Source organism: Nostoc sp. XA010 (assembly GCF_020829625.1).
GTDB lineage: Bacteria > Cyanobacteriota > Cyanobacteriia > Cyanobacteriales > Nostocaceae > Nostoc.
On record NZ_JAIVFX010000015.1, the window covers coordinates 114655 to 132584 of the forward strand.

Sequence of the window (17930 nt, forward strand, 5' to 3'; positions counted from 1 at the left end):
ATCCCGTCTGCCGATCCTTAAAAGAGAGGAGAACACTGTATAACAATATAGCCTTGATTGAGAATTAATATCAATTATTAATAAAAAACTTTATCAATAAAATTGACGGCGTTAATTATCAGCTGTCAGCCGGATGCAGGAAAGAGTATTATGGTGTTTTCAGTTCTTATACAATAAAAAAGCCCTTATTTCTGGCTATGACGCTACAATTGCGGGTTTATGTTCCACCCCATCCCCTGATAAAACACTGGCTGGCAGTTGCCCGTGATGCAGGCACACCTTCAGTGTTATTTCGCAGTGCCATGACTGAGTTGGGAAGATGGCTGACTTATGAAGCTGCACGAGACTGGTTGCCAACCCAAGAAACGACGGTGCAGAGTCCCTTGGATACCTGTTTGGCAACTGTGATTGATCCGCAAATACCAGTGGCAGTAGTGCCGATTCTACGGGCTGGACTAGGATTACTTGAGGGAGCGCAGACTTTACTGCCTTTAGCTTCTATTTACCATTTTGGTTTGGTGCGAGACGAAGAAACACTGCAACCTCATTGTTATCTGAACAAGTTACCAGAAAAATTTGACCCCGAAACACGAGTGTTAATTACCGATCCAATGTTGGCAACAGGAGGGTCGATCATGGCGTTAATGGCAGAATTGACACAACGGGGTGCCGATCCGGCCTTGACCCGGATTGTCTGCGTAGTGGCGGCTGCACCAGCTTTGCAAAAACTGAGTGCAGCTTATCCAGGTTTAATAATTTACACAGCGACTATTGACGAAAAACTTAACAACAAGGGGTATATTGTACCGGGATTGGGAGATGCAGGCGATCGCATCTTTGGGACTTAAGCTACTATGCAGCTAGGGCAGGAAAATAGCATAACTACTGTAAAAGTTGCAAGGTTTGTTGAAGGCGGTAAAGATATGAGTCAACGAGATGGTTTTGGCAGTGGTTTTGTAGCAGGGGCGTTTGTCGGTGGCGTATTTGGCGGTGTTATCGGGGCACTGATTGTTTCTCGACGCAATCCAGAATTGCTAGCAGAGGACGAGACAGAACTGACGGATAGCCAAGCCGAAGCCAAGAAAATAGCAGCAAAGCGGCGTCAGATGAAAGCCTCAGAAAGCGAGAACATCGGTATAGAAACGGCTAGGCGATCGCTAGAAGATAAAATTGCCCAGCTAAATGCCACAATTGATGATGTGCGGAAGCAACTGGGAAATGTTAATAGCGGTTCACCCCAAGCAAGCAATGATCGCTCCCTCACTAAAGACTCTTGAAGTTTGTTCAGGCGTGGTGAAAGAAGTGTCAAGTGTGGTAGATCGGGAATCCGCAAACACCATGACATAGACTAAATTAAAATTAAAAGATAAGACCGCGTTTGACACTTAGTAGGAAACAAAGCTATCCATGAGTTTACTGATTACGACACTAATTACCTTTGTCACCTTTTATAGCTATTTGCTAATTATCCGGGTTTTGTTGACCTGGTTTCCGCAAATCAACTGGTATAATCAGCCATTTGCTGCTTTAGCCCAGATAACCGACCCTTATTTGAATCTATTCCGCTCAATTATTCCCCCATTAGGCGGTATGGATTTTTCTCCAATCTTAGCTTTCTTCGCGCTCAACTTAGCTGGTGGCTTTCTGAGAGCTATTCCTTTTTAACTAATCTGCCATCTATTCGTACAGGGATTTTGATTTATACCCGAATAAGAAAAATTGTAGAGACGCCAATTGTGAAAGCGTCTCTACAATTTTTTTAGATAGAGAAGAACCAGAAATTCAAACCTCTATTCAATTACCGCCATTGACCTTTGTTGAATCAGCAACGAGAAGCTTTTTTGGGAGTTACAAAGTGCAGCTTCAGCGCGTTTGCAATTTATTATTTAGTTTGCCCATATTATTAGAGAATAAAAGCGATCGCCTTCAGCATAGCTTCACTTAAGTACATCAACCTAAACTAGAGGCGGCAACGGTATTCGCACGCTTAACTTGAGGTGTAGCAACCATCCGCATTCCGGCAGGTGCAGCTATAGTTAACCCACGCCGCACAGGATGCACAGGACGTTTGTTCACTAGCGATACTTGAAGTTCTGACAAAATAGTTGCCAAGACTATTTTCATTTCATACTGGGCAAATGCCATCCCAATACAGCGACGATTACCGCCACCAAAGGGGAAATATTCATAAGGTGAATATTGTCTTTCTAAAAAGCGTTCTGGTTTGAACTGCTTTGATTGTGGGTAAACTTCTTCTCGATGATGCGCTAAATAAATACTGGGGACTATTGCTGTCCCTTGTGGCAGTTCGTAGCCCATAATTTTTATTGGGATCTTCACAACCCGCACGAAAGCAGTCATGGCAATTGGGTAAATTCGCAATGTTTCTTGGCACACTGCTGTCAAATAGGGCAATTTAGCTACACTACTCAAATCGGGGTTAACTCCAATCGTATTGAGTTCCTGTAGTAATTTTTCACGCACCTCTGGTAAATGGTCAATCCAGTAAAAAGCCCATGTCAACGCAGAAGCGGTAGTTTCATGTCCTGCAACTAGCAGTGTCATCAACTCATCGTGTAATTCTTCATCTGACATCCCTTGTCCATCGTCGTAACGGGCTGCCATCATCAAACTCAGGATATCTTGACGATTTTGATCGGATTCAGCCCGACGTTCTCGAAGTAAAGCATAAATAAGTTGATCAATTTTTTGCCGTTGTTGGAGAATCCGGCCCCACGGACTCCACGCACCGAAATCTTTTTGGATGAACCTGAGAAAGAAGGCGCTAGACATTACGGGCGAACTAATGAAGTCTAGTAAGTCACTTAGCGATCGCCTCAGTGACTCAAAAAGCTCTCCCTCATTTAAACCAAATACAACCCGCAGGATAACACGCAAAGTGATTTCTTGCATCGACTCACGGATATTAAAAGGCTTGCCAATTTGCCATTGATTACTCACTTGTCGGGTTATTTTTTGGATATCCTGACCATAAGCCCGCATCCTTTCGCCATGAAAAGGAGGAGCTAGTAGTTGCCGTTGACGCTGGTGGCGATCGCCATCCGCTAACATAAAGGAGCGATCGCCAAGCAAAAATTTTAGTCCTATGTTCCCCCTGCCAACCTCAAAATGGCTGGAATCAGCAGTAAAAATCTGCTCAATCGCTTGGGGTTGACTAAAGTACACAATATGGTTGTTAGAGCGACTACTTCTGATGGTGAAAGTGTCACCATAAATTTTGGCAAAATCATCCACATATTTTATAGGCTGACCAATAAACTTGATCATCCGCAGCCAGCGCGGCATTTGAGGACCATCAGGCAAATTGTAAGTTGCTGTCATCGGAGTTTGGAGAATTGATGGCTTCTGAATTTTATTGTTACGAGTTTTCATGTTCTTGAGGCCCACATAAAGCGGTATATTCATCATGGGGGAGTAGGCAGTAGGCAGTAGGGAGTAGAAAGTGGAAGAGAAGGATAATAACTAATAACTTCTAATAACTAACTCAGTACTCAACACTCTTTCAAGTCAGTCCATAATTAAAAAATCCCACAACCAAAAATGAAAAAGATTTCTTCCCTACTCCCCACCCCCCACTCCCCACTCCCTTTTCCTAGCTAAAGCAGTGCCAAAAATCATCGCTATTCTCAACGGTAAAGGAGGAGTCGGTAAAACGACCACCGCAGTCAATCTGGCTGCAAACTTTGCGAAGAAAAAAAAGGTACTGCTGATTGACGCAGATATTCAAGGTTCTGCCAGTTGGTGGTTTGGGCGCAGTCAGCAGGGAATGGGATTTGATTTATCTCAAGAAACAGATCCCACACTTTTAGGTGATTTACAAAAGATAACAGGTTACGATTTAGTAGTAGTAGATACGCCTCCCGCGCTGCGCTCTGAAGCATTAGTGGCGGTAGTTGCGATCGCAGATTATCTAGTTTTGCCTACACCCCCAGCCGCAATGGATTTAGCTATCCTAGTAGAAACAGTTAAGGAAGCCGTCATCCCCGTGGGAACTCCCCATCGGGTACTGCTTACCAAAGTGGATACGCGCAGTATGGGGGAAGCACTAGAAGCAAAAAACACTCTCACTCGATTAGGTATTCCTGCTTGTAATACCTTTATCCGTGCTTATAAAGCTCATGAACGAGCGGCACTTGAGGGTGTAGCGATTAGTCAATGGCGAGGAAGTAATGCACGGGAGGCGGAGTTAGACTACCGCCGTGCAGCTGATGAATTACAGCGTGATTGGAGAAAATAATAATGGTTAGGAAACAAAGTCTCTCTGACTTACTACAAGAAGAGGCGCAAAAATTTACACCCACCGAAGGGGAATCTGCGATTGAAATTACAGCACAAGAAATTGCCGAAGAACAAGCTTCATCTGATGAAGAATCCTCAGCACAAACACCTGAGGCAAATTCTACTAAGCGCACAAGCCCAACTAAGGCTGATTTAGAAGCAACTGTCAAAGAGTTGACAGCTAATCTGGAAAAAAGCCATAAAAATGAAGCATCTCTTGGGCAACAAATTGCTGATTTGCAATCAAAACTATCTAAACAACAAACATTAGCATCCGAACATAAATCATTAGTACAACAAGTTGCAAGAGAACTTGAAGAAACTAAAAAAACAGCACTACAACTAGCAGAAGCAAATTCCCAGCTTATAGAAGAAATTAATGCTTTAAAACAAACAGCAGAAGATAATTCTAAACTTGCTATAGCTGTAAAAGAAACTAGTGCTATAAAACCCGTAAAAGAACACTACAATCCATATAACTACAAAAAATCACATCTTTCATCAGAAAGACTAGCTCAAAATCAACCAGATCAGTATGCTGGTAGTGTTGTAAAAGAAACTAGTGCTATAAAACCAGTAAAAGACCACTACAATCCACTTAACTACAAAAAATCACATCGGTCATCGCAACCACTAGCTCAAAATCAACCACAAAATCAACCAAATGAGTATCCTGAGACTTCTAACGAGATGTGGTTACTTGACTAGAGTCTAAGCCAAACGCGTCTAAATATTGATAAGCTTGAATAAAAGTAGAATTCACCAAGATCAAAATCACATAGGGCTTTCAGGAAATTGAATAATAGTCAACCAGCTACGTTAGTTGTATGGGAAGCTTTCAAAACAATGTCAACCTTATATTTTGTAATTGGTGTTCTTCTGCTTTTAGTGATGGGAATTGCGGCTTATTTCCTGACTGCTCGCAAGTATCAATCTTCTGGCACAGTCGCAAATTCCTACGATCAATGGACTGTTGACGGCATCCTAGAGTTTTATTGGGGAGAACACATTCACCTCGGTCACTACGGTTCGCCGCCACGACGGAAGGATTTTTTGGCTGCTAAATCTGACTTTGTACATGAAATGGTTAGATGGGGTGGTTTAGATAAATTACCTCCTGGTACTACCGTCTTAGATGTTGGCTGTGGTATCGGAGGCAGTAGTCGGATTTTAGCGCGAGATTATGGGTTTGCCGTCACAGGAATTACGATCAGCCCACAGCAGGTGAAACGCGCCCAAGAGTTAACGCCCCAAGGGCTAAACGCCCAGTTTGCGATTGATGATGCAATGGCATTGTCGTTTCCAGATGGCAGTTTTGATGTGGTCTGGTCGATTGAAGCAGGCCCTCACATGCCCGATAAAGCTGTTTTTGCCAGAGAATTAATCCGGGTGCTAAAGCCTGGTGGAGTGTTGGTTGTAGCTGATTGGAATCAAAGAGATGACCGCCAAAAGCCGCTAAATTTTTGGGAGGAACCAGTGATGAGACAACTTCTCGATCAGTGGTCTCATCCAGCTTTCTCCAGCATAGAAGGCTTTTCTGAGCTTTTAGCAGAGACGAAATTAGTTGAGGGGGAGGTAATTACAGCAGACTGGACGAAAGAAACGCTTCCTTCTTGGTTAGATTCAATCTGGCAAGGGATAGCTCGGCCAGACGGATTGGTGCGTTTTGGACTGTCTGGTTTTGTCAAGTCTGTGCGGGAAGTGCCGACACTTTTACTGATGCGTTTGGCATTTGGTGCAGGGCTGTGTCGGTTTGGAATGTTCCGCGCTGTACGGGCGGACTCAGGCACAGAATTGATGGACACAAACTTTGCTAACCAAACTCCCTCAAACTTGGTTAGGTAGCGATGCCTACGGCGAGCAAAGCTATCGCATGATGATCAATTTTCTGTTGATTTTCAGCGATGATTTAATGTGATTCAGCACAAAAATTTAAAATATGCTGGGCAGTAATTTGTGGTTGCTCTAAGTGAGGGAGATGTCCACAATCTTGAATCCAGATGAGGGTACTATGTGGAATTGCTCTTTTAAATCTCATGGCATCCTTAGTACCCAAAATTTTATCGGAATCGCCCCATAAAATTAGCGTTTTTTGCACAATTTTTGATATTTTTTTAAATCTAAAAGCACTGTAACCACCACTTTTAGTGAAAGTAATCAAAGCTCGATGCCAACTCGGCATTTGTAGATGTAATGCGCCACAACATAGCGCATCGACAGAGGCAAGACTTTGGTTTTTATATCCAATGCGGGAAACGCGATCGCGCACCTTCATATTACTCAAAAACTGAGTTGCTAAATAATCAAATGGGGGAAACATTAATTTACTTAATGGGGAACCACCCGCCAAGCCAGCACTATCAATTAACACCAGTTTTTTTACTACTTCTGGGTAAGTCAACGTAAAATCAATTGCAGTCGCACCCCCCATCGAAGCACCTACCAAAATCACAGGTTGGTTAATCAGGCTTTTCCAGAAATAATAAAGATGGGTTTTAATCGCAGTTGGGCTATAGGCAATTTCTGAAAGTCTATCTGTAAACCCAAAACCCAACAAATCCACTGCCCAAGTTTCATTATCTCCAGATAGTAATGGCAAAAGCCGTCGAAATTCTAATACAGAACTATCAAAGCCGTGAATTAATAAAATAGGAGTTCCACCGCTCCCTTGCTTGACAAATGTTGTGGTAACTGATTGATTAATTAAAGGAGTAGCGATCGCAGTTGTTTGAATACTTTGAGCTAGTGCGATCGAGGCAGATTCTGTCAGTTGCCCAACTGCTTTAGGAAGAAAATTCGGAAACATAAATTTCAGTTTATCGTACTAGCTTGCTTCCACACATCGCTGATTTTCTTAAACAACAAAATTACACAAACTAACATCCTGAAATATTAATTGTAATACATAAAATATAGACCAGCAGCTATCAAAACATTCTAACTCCCCACTTCCCACTCCTAACTCCTAACTCCTAACTTCCCACTCCCTACTCCCCACTCCCCACTCCCCCAAAAATTATGACATCAAAAAAAGTTTTCTAAAATGTTAAAAATGGGACTAAAGCCACGTACAATTAAAATCGCCTATCCCTTAATCCAGGAGCTAATGCCATGCCAATGGCCGTTGGCGTAATTGAAACTTTAGGTTTTCCTAGTGTCTTAGCAGCAGCAGATGCAATGGTCAAAGCTGCCGCAGTCACAATTGTGTATTATGGTCAAGCAGAAAGCGCTCGTTTGTTAGTCGCTGTGCGGGGACACGTTTCTGAAGTAAATAGAGCTGTTGAAGCCGGAATCGTAGCTGGAGAGGAAGTTAAGGTTGGTACAGTAATTACCTACTACATCGTTCCCAATCCCCCAGAAAATGTTGAAACCATATTACCAATCCATTTCACTGAAGAATCAGAACCATTCCGCATGTTCTAAGCAATTTTGCTATTAAAATCTGTAGCGAAGCTTCGTACAATTAACTGGTAGTCCCCATATCGTTTATTCATACAGGAGATTAATAATGTCATTACAGGCAGTTGGAGCACTTGAAACGAAAGGTTTCCCTGCGGTGCTAGCAGCAGCAGATGCTATGGTAAAAGCTGGTCGAGTCACCCTCGTAGGTTATATCAGAGTAGGTAGCGCTCGTTTTACAGTTAATATTCGTGGCGATGTTTCTGAAGTAAAAGCCGCTATGGCTGCCGGTATTGAAGCCGCAGAAAATGTTTTTGGCGGTACACTTGAATCCTGGGTAATTATTGCTCGTCCCCATGAAAACGTTGAAGCTGTTCTGCCAATTGGTTACACAGAACAAGTGCAAGGGTATCGAGAATCTGTAGAAAATCCCATTGTTAGATCAAACAGTCGATAGATTCAACCTCCTGTGGGGGAATTCAAAACAAAAAATTCCCATAAATGAATTTAAAGATAAGTTTCTTGTGAGACTTCTGACTATCAAAACTTTAGAGGATTGCAAATTTTTCTGTTTTTAGATTTTGCATAAGTTGAATTTTTAAGCACAGAGAAAGCAACAGTCAAAGTCAATAGTCAAAATTAATATTGACTGTTGACTATTGATTTTTGAGAATGTAAAAGTTGTAAGAATAACTCAGCTTACCAAACATCCTCTTAAACGCTAGTTTACGTATATACATTTAATCGACTAAAAATATACTACGAAATTTGACTTAATATGATTCTGGGGGTTTCCAGGCACTTACTTTATTCTGGGGAATCCGTCCACGGCAGGGCTACCCCATAAGCGACTGGTATGGATTTGGGGGATCTTCCGAGGCAAAATATCACCAACACCTGTATTGAGATTTAACTAAGTATTTTTCTCCGTAATGGCTTATAGAGCCTTGAAACTTATACGAGTAAAATTACGCTTAAATACTGAGTTAAATTAGATTCGTTCCTCAGCTCGGTTACAAAATGTTCAGATTTCCTCAAACCACCTCGTGCAAAGGTTTATCCCCACCACTGTAGGCAAATCTATATTCTCAGTTACAAAACATAACTTTACAAAAAGGTTAAATTAAAAAATAGCCTTAAAAGCTTAATGGGTATGGGTTTGGGGCATTTGTAAATTGGAAGCAAAACATCAATATAGAAATTTCTGCATAATTCTAGTGAATTAAGACGTAATAAAAGTGGAATCACTGAGCTATTTTCATGAGATTCATGAAATCCGGGCAGGTTGCCAGTTAAACAATTAGGTGGGACAAATGGGGGTTGTGATGCAAACTTCAAAATTGAGTTTCGAGGAACGCAATCTCACTATGACAACAGATGTGGAACAACTAGCTCTAGATTGGCGAAAGCGCTTGGCTGCCGAATGTCCAGACCAAAATGAAGCTGTTAGGGAAAGCATTATTCTCTGGCTGTTGGGATCTGACTCCAAACGGTTTGATCTGTTTAACCCTAAAGAATTCGATATCGCCAAGCAAGCGATGGAATATCGCTGGAGAATTTTACGTCAACGCTATTTAGGGCTAGGGCGAGAACGTGCTTATCGGAACTTGATAACGCGATTGGGGAGCTTAGTAACATTACGGAATAAAATTCAGACTTGGGTTGCCCTAAGCCGCGATCGCCAGCGTAGTGTGATGGATGTATTGCAAGAAGTACTCCAAGAATTACTGCAAAGCGACAGCCAGATGCAACAGCAAATGGCTGATATTGCCAAATATACAAGTGATAGACGATTGGGAGATGCTCTGCTATTTGCCAGTGTGGAAGAATATTGTCTGCGGCCAGTCCGCAATCAACCCCTATTAGCTTATCGGTTTGTAAATTACTTGCGTCGCACTCAGCGCGGTGGCTTAACCCAAGTGCCGGGCCGTGACTTGATTAGACTCGTGTCAGAAGAAGTTCTCACAGACGACAATGACAATCGAGTTAACTTAGTTGATAATCAGGCGATCGCAGAATATATTGAAGCACAACAGCTAGAGGAACAACTTGCCCTGCGTCAGTCAGTACAAAAAGAATTTGAAAATTATCTACAAGAAAATCTGGGAACAGACGCACTACAGTGGCTACGGCTATATTTACAAGGAAAATCCCAGGAAGAGATCGCCCACAGATTAAATAAGCAGACTAAAGAAGTATACCGTCTGCGAGAAAAAATCAGTTACCACGCTGTGCGTGTTTTTGCCCTCAAAGATAAACCAGAGCTAGTAGACAATTGGCTCTCAATTTCCTTGCAAGAACATAACCTGGGTTTAACCCAAAACCAATGGCAACAACTGGATGAAAAATTGACTCCTCTGGGGCGGCAGATTTTAGATTTGCGGAGAGTAGGTAACTCAATAGAAGCAATAGGCCAACAGTTAAAACTCAAAACTCATCAAGTGCTAGGTGAATGGACAAAAATCTATCTTGCTGCCCAATCTTTAAGAAGCCAGGAGTAGCCTGTGAGACATTTAGTTGCTCAATTAAGGTGGTGTACCAAACTAGGAAATGGCGAGCAGGGGAGAATTGATCGCAAGTTCATCCCCTCATGCCTCAGTTACTAGAGTAGAACTTCAAAAGGCAGAAGCAAAACGAACCACGCTTAAAAGCATGGGATTAATTTTGAACGCGTTATGTCTCATGGCAATTTTCGGCTGATATATTTTTTATACTAGTAAGCTTTATATCTACAACTAAAATTTTGATTAATTGATTAAACCTTAAATCATATTTCTGTAAGTGAAATCGCTGATTCCAATTTTTTACATAATTGCTATGTTGTAATCGAACTTTAGACTGATCAAGCTTAGAGTTCAACTCAAATAGATAGAGATTTTGCTACCGTATTCTAGATAAGATTACGGTTTAAACAAATTTATAGTGACAAAGTTAGTTTCCTGCTCTTGAATCCATTTTTTATAAATATTTCATGCAGACTGAGGTTTTTAGTGAACTTTTCCCCTTAATGAGTACAGCCACGCCCCAAACTTTGGAATGGCTGCTCAACGTTGCAATTGAACATGAATACCCATCTGGGCGAGCCGTTGTGATGGAAGATGCCTGGGGTAACGCCGTTTACTTCGTTGTTTCAGGTTGGGTCAAAGTCCGGCGTACCGTCGGGGAAGATTCACTAGCTCTGGCAATTTTTGGTAAGGGCGATTTTTTTGGAGAAATGGCAATTTTGGATGAATCTCCACGCTCAACCGATGTCATAGCCCTTTCGTCTGTGAATTTGCTGAGTGTATCTAGAGAGCGTTTTATTCAAATCTTGTTCAAAGACCCACAGTTACATCATCGGATGTTACAACTTATGGTGCGGCGATTGCGGCAAATTAACTTGCGCTTACAAATGCGGTCTTCACCACCAGCAGTCAAACTTGCCCATACTCTAGTGACTTTAGGCGAAAGCTATGGTCAAGAATCGAATTGTGGAAAAGAAATTTTTAACATTCCTTTCAAAGATTTAGCAGAGGTAACAGAAATTGGTGTTGACGAAACCACCAAAATTATGGAAAAGCTGCATGAGAAAGGGTGGATCAAAATTGACAGCGCCAAGAACATCATTTATCTCGTGAACTTCAAACAATTGATGAACTTGGCTGGCAAAGTGTAATTGCTAAGGGTTATTAGGGACTGACAAATTAAAAAATATTCAATTACTTATTTTGGGGTGGGTAGCGCTCAGTCGAACGCTGTACACCCTACAATAATTGAATTGACTTTTGCAATTTAAAACACTCCCAAGCGCAAGCAACATTTGGGCTTAAATGGAGCTTGCGCTGGTCAAAATCTAGTCAAGTACTTCTGCTACAGAACCTCCAACAATTGTTTAATTTTTGTGTCCTGACGTTCTTTGAATTTTTCTGGAAAATTTAATTCGAGTGTAATCTTGCCATTTGTCTCTTCTACTGCATAAATTTCGGCAACAAATCGGTTAGATGAGAGGTTATCCTCATCCTCATTCAACAGTAAACCAACTAATGGTTTAACAGTTCGCATCGTGTGCAAATCCTGTTGTCCTATCATTTTGTGAGAAGACACGGCTTTTGTATCCTCTATTTCCAAGCGCAAACCCGTTGTTCCTAATTCTGTGGCTACTGCAAAGAAGAAGTTACCATCCCAGTAGAGTCGGCTATGGCTATTTACCTGCTTGCGTACCTTTTTACGGCTAGTTTGTTTTACGTCACCCAAGGCCCGAGTCAAACTTGTGGCTAAGAATCCAAGAGAAGCGAAGGGTCGGTCTACATACTGGCCCTTTTGAGAGTACCACTCTCGGACATCAGAATACAAAACTAGAGTTAAAGCATCGCGTTGGGCATCGTTGAGCTTCACAAAATCAACAGCCAAAAGCGTTTCTGTGTCATTAATAGGAGAGACTCGGACAATCTGCGCTGTTAAAGAGGCGCTAGCAGTATAATCTCCCATCACCTCAACTTCCGCTTCCTCCAGCAAATTGGGCCAAGTTTCTAAAGAAATTAATGCTCCAGTTTCTGAAATATTCACCGTTTTGCCCATGATTGTTTGACCATTACTGGTAATTAAGATGGGGAGGCGACGCTGTAAACGGTGAGCAGTACGTACTTGTGGTTGTTCAAAGCCAACCAGCAAAGCAGCTATCAGCAAAACCAGATTAAAAATAGACCACATAGTGTTGACTAAGACCGCTTGCCAATCTTCAGGATGTAACAGCAGCCAATAGGGAACAGCTAGCAAGGAAGAGACTACAAGTGCTGTCACCACCAAAAGACCACGCATCGATTCCCAATCAAAGGTGCGTTTGGTTATAGACGTTCCTTTGTCGGTAACGTTAAATGAACCCAGCTTCGGATTAAACAGCGCTAACATCGTCACCCACCCAGCCTGGAAAGCCATCGCAAATTCAAAAATTTCATTCCAGAAGGAGAAACGGACGTTTTTGTAAATGATGTAGTTAGTAAAAAGGGACAGGAGAATATGGGGTAGGGCGTAGGCTAGAGTTTCTAAACCCAAACCTTGGACAGAGTTAACGCCAAATAATAGAAATAGTGTCGGAGCGATCGCATATATTAGTCGAGGATAACCATACAAAAAGTGTGAGGTTGCGCTAAAGTAACAAATCCGTTGTGCAAATGTTAGATTCAGCTTCGGATTAAAAATGGGGTTTTCTAATCGCAGAATCTGCGCCATCCCCCTTGCCCAACGCACTTGTTGTCCCACGTAAGAAGAAAACGTTTCTGGCGCTAAACCAGCCACCATAATTTTGTCGTAGTAGACAGACTTGTAACCCAACGAATGCAATCGCAAAGCAGTGTGGCAATCTTCCGTCACGGTTTCCACCGCAATTCCCCCAACTTCTAAAGCATGGGATTTACGGATTAATGCTGCGGAACCGCAGAAAAAGGCGGCATTCCAAAAATCGTTACCTTTTTGCAGTACCTTATAGAATAGTTCATTGCCTGCGGGTATTCTACCTTTGGTGACCAAATTACGCTCGAAGGGATCGGGGTTATAGAACCAGTGAGGAGTTTGGACAAACGATACTTTGGGATCGAAGAAAAAACCCATTGTATGCAAGAGAATTTGCCGCGATGGGATGTGGTCGCAGTCCAAAATCAACACTAAATCGCCATCGGTTTTGTAAAAGGCGGTATTGATATTACCAGCCTTAGCGTGGTCGTTATTGTCCCGCGTCATGTGTATACAGCCGAGTTCTTGGCACATTTGCCGTAGCTGTTCCCGTCTTTTACTAAACTGTTCTCGGCGTGGGTCGTTCTCTTTATACTTTTCTGGACGACCATCATCAAGAACATAAACCTTTTTTTTATCAGGAGCATAATCACAGGCTAAGGCTGCCACAGCCGTCTTGCGAACAATCTCCACATCTTCGTTGTATGTGGGGATGTAGATATCAACTTTGAACCATTCTTCAACAGGAATATTTGTGAGATTAACTGGTTGGCGTTCTTGAATTTTCAGGGTTTGAAAGTATGCCAATACCAACGTGAGGATGGCATAAAGTTCGGCGGCGTACAACAATACGCAAGCGATGCTGTTAAGCCAACCATCAAAGTTGAGGGTGTAGCTGGTGCGGTAGTATAAATAACGCAGCGTTGTTACCATACTCAGCCACAGCATAAACAGGTGATAATAGTGGCTGATTTCTGAAGAGGACTCTTGAAATTCTGCGTGTATAAGTAGTTGTCCCAGTAGCACGAGAAACACTGCTACCAATCCTTGCTGCCAAACTTCTATCGGGGTAACAATAAGTGGCACTGAGAGCAACAATAGCAGCAGGATAAACCACTTAAACTGTTTCACACCCACTTTTTGGAGAGTGCGGTCAAAAAATCTAGGGGTAATATCAATCAACCAATTGCTCAATTTTAAGCGCTGGCGATCGCGTGATTTCCGGGGCGATGTGGGGGGAGAAGAAGACATTTTGGATCTAAATTTTGAAATTTAAATTTAAGATTGGCGATACCTGACCGAAACTGTCTACTTTTTATCAGCAGTCAAGCGCTTGAGATACAACTGAAGAATCCCGTAAAGAATTAGAGACACAGTGAAAATGCCTACAGGTAGCAATAGCCAATTTTCTTGTAAAAAGCGTGATGCTTTACTGAGGATAGTGGTATTTTCCAAGCGACGAGTGTTTGGGGTGCTTTGGAAAAACTGTAGTTGATAAGCATCAGCATCATAGGAAACTGGGTCTTTTTGATCGCTACTAATTAGCACCGTATCTTTCTTGAGTTGGAAGAACCACGGGTCTTGATTGAGGACTTGTCGCACTCGCTCTAAACCAGTTTCGGTTTGAGATGTTAAAGCTAGAACGACGCGATCGCTGTTCCAAGGAGAGATAATTTGCTTAATCATCCCTTGTGTATCTTGCGGCGTTTGAACTACAGCATTGGCAGAGGAGCGGGAATATGCCTGACTCAAGTTGAAGCCAGTGGAATTAAATACTTCGGGAAAAGGAAAGTCTTCTCGCGTTCCAATTCCTACCAAATGGTCATTTTTGCGGGCTTGTGTTGGCAAAGCATCTGGTGTATAAACATTTAGCTTGACAGCATCTGCTTGACTGAGCCTTCCCAAGCGTTCGCTAAAAGCCAACAAGGTCAACACATCTGTCTTCGAGGGGATTTGTGGTAAGACGATCGCTGTCTGAGACAAATCCTGTGGTGCAGCAAAGGGGAAACCAAATTTCAGCAGGTTCAAGTCTGGTAGTTGTGTAGAGATTTCCCGCTTCAGGTCGAAGCTAGTATCAGAATGCACCGTACCTGTAAGTTGTTGATCTGGTGGCTGAAGACAGTTCTGTTTATCAAACGGTTCTCTCGGATTCATCCGCATGAAAACTTGTAGTTTTGAGTTGGGTTTGATCAAGTTTTCCGGCAAATTGACTTTGAGGTTTTTGCGAGTTTCTCCCGACTCGGAATCAATACGTGCCCCACCAATGAAAACTCCATCTAGTAAAACTTCGATCGCAGAAGTTCGCGGATTAACCTGCGGTCCGTAGCTGTACACCAGATTCATGGAACTACCGCGCAGAAATCTATCATCTGGTAAAGCCCGAAAATCAATTTCAATTGGCGGCGCTCCGATCCCACGTACAGTCACATCACTAAATGGCTCACCATTTACTTGGGTTTTGATGTCGCCCAGTTTAAAAGAATTTTGTTCTGGCAAATAACGAGGCCATTGGCGGAGTCCTGGTGTCGAAGGTTCCTTGAGGGTATCGACAAAAACCACCTGACCAGTACCCATTTTCCGCAAGTCTGGCTGTGATAAAAATTGGGTTGCCTTTTCTACAGCTTTTGCACTGTTGCCAGTGGCAATTAAAACCGGAACCCCGCTCTTTTCAGTTTTAGTTACAATCAACACCCCTGTTTCATCTGGTACGGGGTTATTATCACGATCAAGAATTTGATTGCTGACAACTTTCAGGGGCAAATTCTTCCAAGTATTTAGGGTTGGTTGCTCGTTGGGAGTACCAATAATGACCAAGCGATCGTTTGCCTTCACGTTTGTGACATCAGACACCAAACTCGTCTGAATCGGGCGAAAATCTGCGATTCTCCCCAATGCCACTTGTAAGCGAGCTGCTGCTGTCAACCAGGATTGATCGACTTGACTCGGTTGCAAATAAGCAATTTGGTTAGTTTCTAAGCCGAGTTCGTCAAAGAAAGGATAAGGATAGCGGCTGAAATTCAGAGGAATCGGCTGCCGTTCATAGTTCAAGATTAATTTGGAATCTGGCAGAATCTCTGTCCACAAGTCGGGGCTACTAGGGTCGCTACATTCGAGGGTGTTATTTTGCTGTGCTACCAATGTGAGTTCATTGTAGTCTTGCAGCAGCTTGGGTGGGATATTGAACAGTACTTGACCTACTTGGGACTCTTTACGATTGAGTGGTACGCTACCAACACTGATGCCATTCAATAGCACAGTCAGGTTAGAGCGATTGGCATACAGCGATGGTGAGTGTTGAAAACGAATTAAAGCTTGTACCTTACCCCGATCTAGTTTCCAGCCACGAGGACGGGTAAAGGCAAGACGACCTTCTGAGTAAACCCCGCGCAAGCGCATTCGATTGCCCACAATCGGACTACGATTAAATTCTAGGGTGTAAGTTGCCAGATTCTTGGCACTAGGAGCTTTTAAATCTGCTTTACTAGTATTTTCTGATGTCGTTGCTTGAGCTAATAAAGTTACTTCTTGTTGCAGATCACCTTTGGTTTGAGCTTGAGCGCTCAATAATGAACTAGGAAACAAAAAAAAGCAAGAAGTAACAATAATTGCTTTTTTACTAATTTGGGAAAGATGAAACAATTGCTTCATGGTAGAGCGTGATTTTAGTGTGAATTTACTCAAATTTTTTGCGGGGAGCGAAAGGTAATTGGGAAGCTTCTGCCCTAACTCAGGGTCAGGGAATGTCATTTAAGCAATCGCTGAGGAATTGCCTTTGGAGGTAGCAATCCTAACCAAGCCAAATTTTGGGTGTAATAAGCAGATTGGTCTCCCCAAATTCCCTGCTTGTATTGAGGCAGTATTTTTTTCACAAGCAGTTCTTGAGCGATCACTGGTTTCACCAACTGCATAGCGGCATACAACATAGCGTATTGGGATGTAGCTTCGTAATCCACTAATGGTTTCCCTTGGAGATCAATGCCTGCTGGTAAACTTGATTGTTTAGCCCACAGTTTTTGCAGGTGCTGAGTGGATGTCACTAGATAGCGCTGCGCTTGGGGTGACTTAAACCAGGCAGCATCCAACGACAAACGCCACCAAACTCGATAGGAATCAAAACTATACAAACTCTTCAGAGGACTAGATGCTGGTAGGGTTTGGTATTGTCCTGTTTTGGTATTTAGAGCTACCCAATCACTGGGTAAACCTACCTTAGAAAGCTTTGCAGAATCTTCTAGCACTTGATAGCTGCTGTCTACCAAACTCAACCAATCATGTTGGGGGTCAACTTGTGCAAAGATGCGAAAAGCATAGGGTGCAAAATAAGAGGGATTCAGGTAAAGGGTAGATGCATCCGGGACAAATGCAGCTACAGGCCCTGGTAACAGGTAGCGCTTACCTTGGGTTTTTGAGATAGTGGACAAATTCCACAAATCTTGCAGTTTGAGTTTTGCTAGTTTCAGGTATTCGGGTTGATGCCAACGCCGTGATGCTAAAATCAGGGCAGTAATCGCATCTATATCTCCATCGCTAGCAAAGTTGCTGTCGATGACACCCCAGTTACCATCTTGCTTTCGTCCCCACTTCCAAGCCCACAAACTATCTGTGCGTTTACCACCTACTTGGCGCTGGAGGTTATTTTCCGACCAGTTTAAAGTCAGAGCAAAAGTTGTCGGATCGTTAATTAGTACTGCTCTTAACAAAGCATAAGCTTGACCTTCACTAGTTGAGCGATCGCTTGCTTCGTAATCAATCACCCGCCCATCTGACTGAATAAATCTTTGGCGGTAGCTATCCCAACTTTGGGCTAGTAATTCCCGGTTGGGGGTGGATTTAGGAAGATCGGTTAATAATCCAGTGATATTTTGACTACTACCTTTAGTGGGGACGTTTGCCACCGGAGTTTGCTCATCCGGCGTTTTGGGGTTTGCTGCCGAGTAACTAGAGACACAGGCAGATAAACTAATCAGGCAGGCAATAGCTGCCACTTTTGGGAAGTGCCACATCCTAAGAACAGTTTGATTTGT

The 17930-nt window shown here is 42.7% G+C and carries 15 protein-coding genes; 10 read left to right on the plus strand and 5 right to left on the minus strand.

Annotated features, from left to right (window positions below; all coding sequences use genetic code 11):
* The first annotated feature begins 197 nt into the window (after positions 1 to 197).
* The 3 genes from upp (at position 198) to LC608_RS21445 (ending at position 1665) form a co-directional block, all read left to right on the plus strand.
* A complete protein-coding gene (upp, locus tag LC608_RS21435) occupies positions 198 to 848 on the plus strand; it encodes a uracil phosphoribosyltransferase (RefSeq protein WP_229555434.1) in 651 nt (216 codons plus the stop codon).
* Between the two features lie 75 nt (positions 849 to 923).
* Positions 924 to 1277, plus strand: a complete 354-nt coding sequence (locus LC608_RS21440) for a hypothetical protein (RefSeq protein ID WP_229555479.1) — start codon at positions 924 to 926, stop codon at positions 1275 to 1277.
* 130 nt (positions 1278 to 1407) lie between these two features.
* Positions 1408 to 1665 (plus strand): YggT family protein, encoded by a 258-nt coding sequence (locus LC608_RS21445; RefSeq protein WP_190729636.1) that lies wholly within the window; start codon positions 1408 to 1410, stop codon positions 1663 to 1665.
* A gap of 285 nt (positions 1666 to 1950) precedes the next feature.
* Here LC608_RS21445 and LC608_RS21450 read toward each other — a convergent pair whose 3' ends face one another.
* A complete protein-coding gene (locus LC608_RS21450; RefSeq protein WP_229555480.1) occupies positions 1951 to 3342 on the minus strand; it encodes a cytochrome P450 in 1392 nt (463 codons plus the stop codon).
* Positions 3343 to 3625: 283 nt separating this feature from the next.
* Here LC608_RS21450 and LC608_RS21455 point away from each other — a divergent pair, with 283 nt between their 5' ends.
* The 3 genes from LC608_RS21455 to LC608_RS21465 all read left to right on the plus strand — a co-directional run bounded on the left by LC608_RS21455 (position 3626) and on the right by LC608_RS21465 (position 6144).
* Positions 3626 to 4258 (plus strand): ParA family protein, encoded by a 633-nt coding sequence (locus LC608_RS21455; RefSeq protein ID WP_190729635.1) that lies wholly within the window; start codon positions 3626 to 3628, stop codon positions 4256 to 4258.
* Between the two features lie 2 nt (positions 4259 to 4260).
* Positions 4261 to 5007, plus strand: a complete 747-nt coding sequence (locus LC608_RS21460; RefSeq protein ID WP_229555435.1) for a hypothetical protein — start codon at positions 4261 to 4263, stop codon at positions 5005 to 5007.
* Positions 5008 to 5145: 138 nt separating this feature from the next.
* Positions 5146 to 6144: a methyltransferase domain-containing protein gene (locus tag LC608_RS21465; protein WP_229555436.1), complete on the plus strand. Its 999-nt coding sequence runs from the start codon at positions 5146 to 5148 to the stop codon at positions 6142 to 6144.
* Positions 6145 to 6208: 64 nt separating this feature from the next.
* Here the strand turns inward: LC608_RS21465 and LC608_RS21470 are convergent, their stop codons facing one another.
* Entirely contained in the window at positions 6209 to 7105 is an 897-nt protein-coding gene (locus tag LC608_RS21470) for an alpha/beta fold hydrolase (protein ID WP_229555437.1), read from the minus strand.
* 305 nt (positions 7106 to 7410) lie between these two features.
* Here LC608_RS21470 and LC608_RS21475 point away from each other — a divergent pair, with 305 nt between their 5' ends.
* The 4 genes from LC608_RS21475 (at position 7411) to LC608_RS21490 (ending at position 11353) form a co-directional block, all read left to right on the plus strand.
* On the plus strand, positions 7411 to 7722 hold the full coding sequence (locus tag LC608_RS21475) for a BMC domain-containing protein (protein WP_094352432.1): 312 nt from the start codon (positions 7411 to 7413) through the stop codon (positions 7720 to 7722).
* An 85-nt stretch (positions 7723 to 7807) separates the two neighbouring features.
* A complete protein-coding gene (locus tag LC608_RS21480; protein ID WP_229555438.1) occupies positions 7808 to 8155 on the plus strand; it encodes a carbon dioxide-concentrating mechanism protein CcmK in 348 nt (115 codons plus the stop codon).
* An 856-nt stretch (positions 8156 to 9011) separates the two neighbouring features.
* The gene (locus tag LC608_RS21485) at positions 9012 to 10199 is read left to right on the plus strand and encodes a HetZ-related protein 2 (protein WP_229555439.1); all 1188 of its coding nucleotides are present in this window, start codon (positions 9012 to 9014) and stop codon (positions 10197 to 10199) included.
* Between the two features lie 470 nt (positions 10200 to 10669).
* Positions 10670 to 11353, plus strand: a complete 684-nt coding sequence (locus LC608_RS21490) for a Crp/Fnr family transcriptional regulator (protein ID WP_229555440.1) — start codon at positions 10670 to 10672, stop codon at positions 11351 to 11353.
* A gap of 194 nt (positions 11354 to 11547) precedes the next feature.
* On the opposite strand, the gene bcsA is transcribed toward LC608_RS21490, so the two are convergent.
* From bcsA to LC608_RS21505, 3 genes are all read right to left on the minus strand, one after another.
* Entirely contained in the window at positions 11548 to 14157 is a 2610-nt protein-coding gene (gene bcsA / locus LC608_RS21495; RefSeq protein WP_229555441.1) for a UDP-forming cellulose synthase catalytic subunit, read from the minus strand.
* A 57-nt stretch (positions 14158 to 14214) separates the two neighbouring features.
* Entirely contained in the window at positions 14215 to 16554 is a 2340-nt protein-coding gene (locus LC608_RS21500; RefSeq protein WP_229555442.1) for a cellulose biosynthesis cyclic di-GMP-binding regulatory protein BcsB, read from the minus strand.
* Positions 16555 to 16649: 95 nt separating this feature from the next.
* Positions 16650 to 17909 carry a glycosyl hydrolase family 8 gene (locus LC608_RS21505; protein WP_229555443.1) on the minus strand — a complete coding sequence of 420 codons (1260 nt, stop codon included), beginning with the start codon at positions 17907 to 17909 and terminating at the stop codon, positions 16650 to 16652.
* Between the last annotated feature and the right edge of the window lie 21 nt (positions 17910 to 17930).

What these genes read in the sequence shown, in the direction of transcription:
- LC608_RS21485 (WP_229555439.1), top strand. Translation starts at nt 9,012, where the DNA reads ATGGGGGTTGTGATGCAAACTTCAAAATTGAGTTTCGAGGAACGCAAT.
- LC608_RS21460 (WP_229555435.1), top strand. Translation starts at nt 4,261, where the DNA reads ATGGTTAGGAAACAAAGTCTCTCTGACTTACTACAAGAAGAGGCGCAA.
- LC608_RS21505 (WP_229555443.1), bottom strand. Translation starts at nt 17,909, where the DNA reads ATGTGGCACTTCCCAAAAGTGGCAGCTATTGCCTGCCTGATTAGTTTA.
- LC608_RS21445 (WP_190729636.1), top strand. Translation starts at nt 1,408, where the DNA reads ATGAGTTTACTGATTACGACACTAATTACCTTTGTCACCTTTTATAGC.
- LC608_RS21500 (WP_229555442.1), bottom strand. Translation starts at nt 16,554, where the DNA reads ATGAAGCAATTGTTTCATCTTTCCCAAATTAGTAAAAAAGCAATTATT.
- LC608_RS21470 (WP_229555437.1), bottom strand. Translation starts at nt 7,105, where the DNA reads ATGTTTCCGAATTTTCTTCCTAAAGCAGTTGGGCAACTGACAGAATCT.
- upp (WP_229555434.1), top strand. Translation starts at nt 198, where the DNA reads ATGACGCTACAATTGCGGGTTTATGTTCCACCCCATCCCCTGATAAAA.
- LC608_RS21490 (WP_229555440.1), top strand. Translation starts at nt 10,670, where the DNA reads ATGCAGACTGAGGTTTTTAGTGAACTTTTCCCCTTAATGAGTACAGCC.
- bcsA (WP_229555441.1), bottom strand. Translation starts at nt 14,157, where the DNA reads ATGTCTTCTTCTCCCCCCACATCGCCCCGGAAATCACGCGATCGCCAG.
- LC608_RS21450 (WP_229555480.1), bottom strand. Translation starts at nt 3,342, where the DNA reads ATGACAGCAACTTACAATTTGCCTGATGGTCCTCAAATGCCGCGCTGG.
- LC608_RS21465 (WP_229555436.1), top strand. Translation starts at nt 5,146, where the DNA reads ATGTCAACCTTATATTTTGTAATTGGTGTTCTTCTGCTTTTAGTGATG.
- LC608_RS21480 (WP_229555438.1), top strand. Translation starts at nt 7,808, where the DNA reads ATGTCATTACAGGCAGTTGGAGCACTTGAAACGAAAGGTTTCCCTGCG.
- LC608_RS21440 (WP_229555479.1), top strand. Translation starts at nt 924, where the DNA reads ATGAGTCAACGAGATGGTTTTGGCAGTGGTTTTGTAGCAGGGGCGTTT.
- LC608_RS21475 (WP_094352432.1), top strand. Translation starts at nt 7,411, where the DNA reads ATGCCAATGGCCGTTGGCGTAATTGAAACTTTAGGTTTTCCTAGTGTC.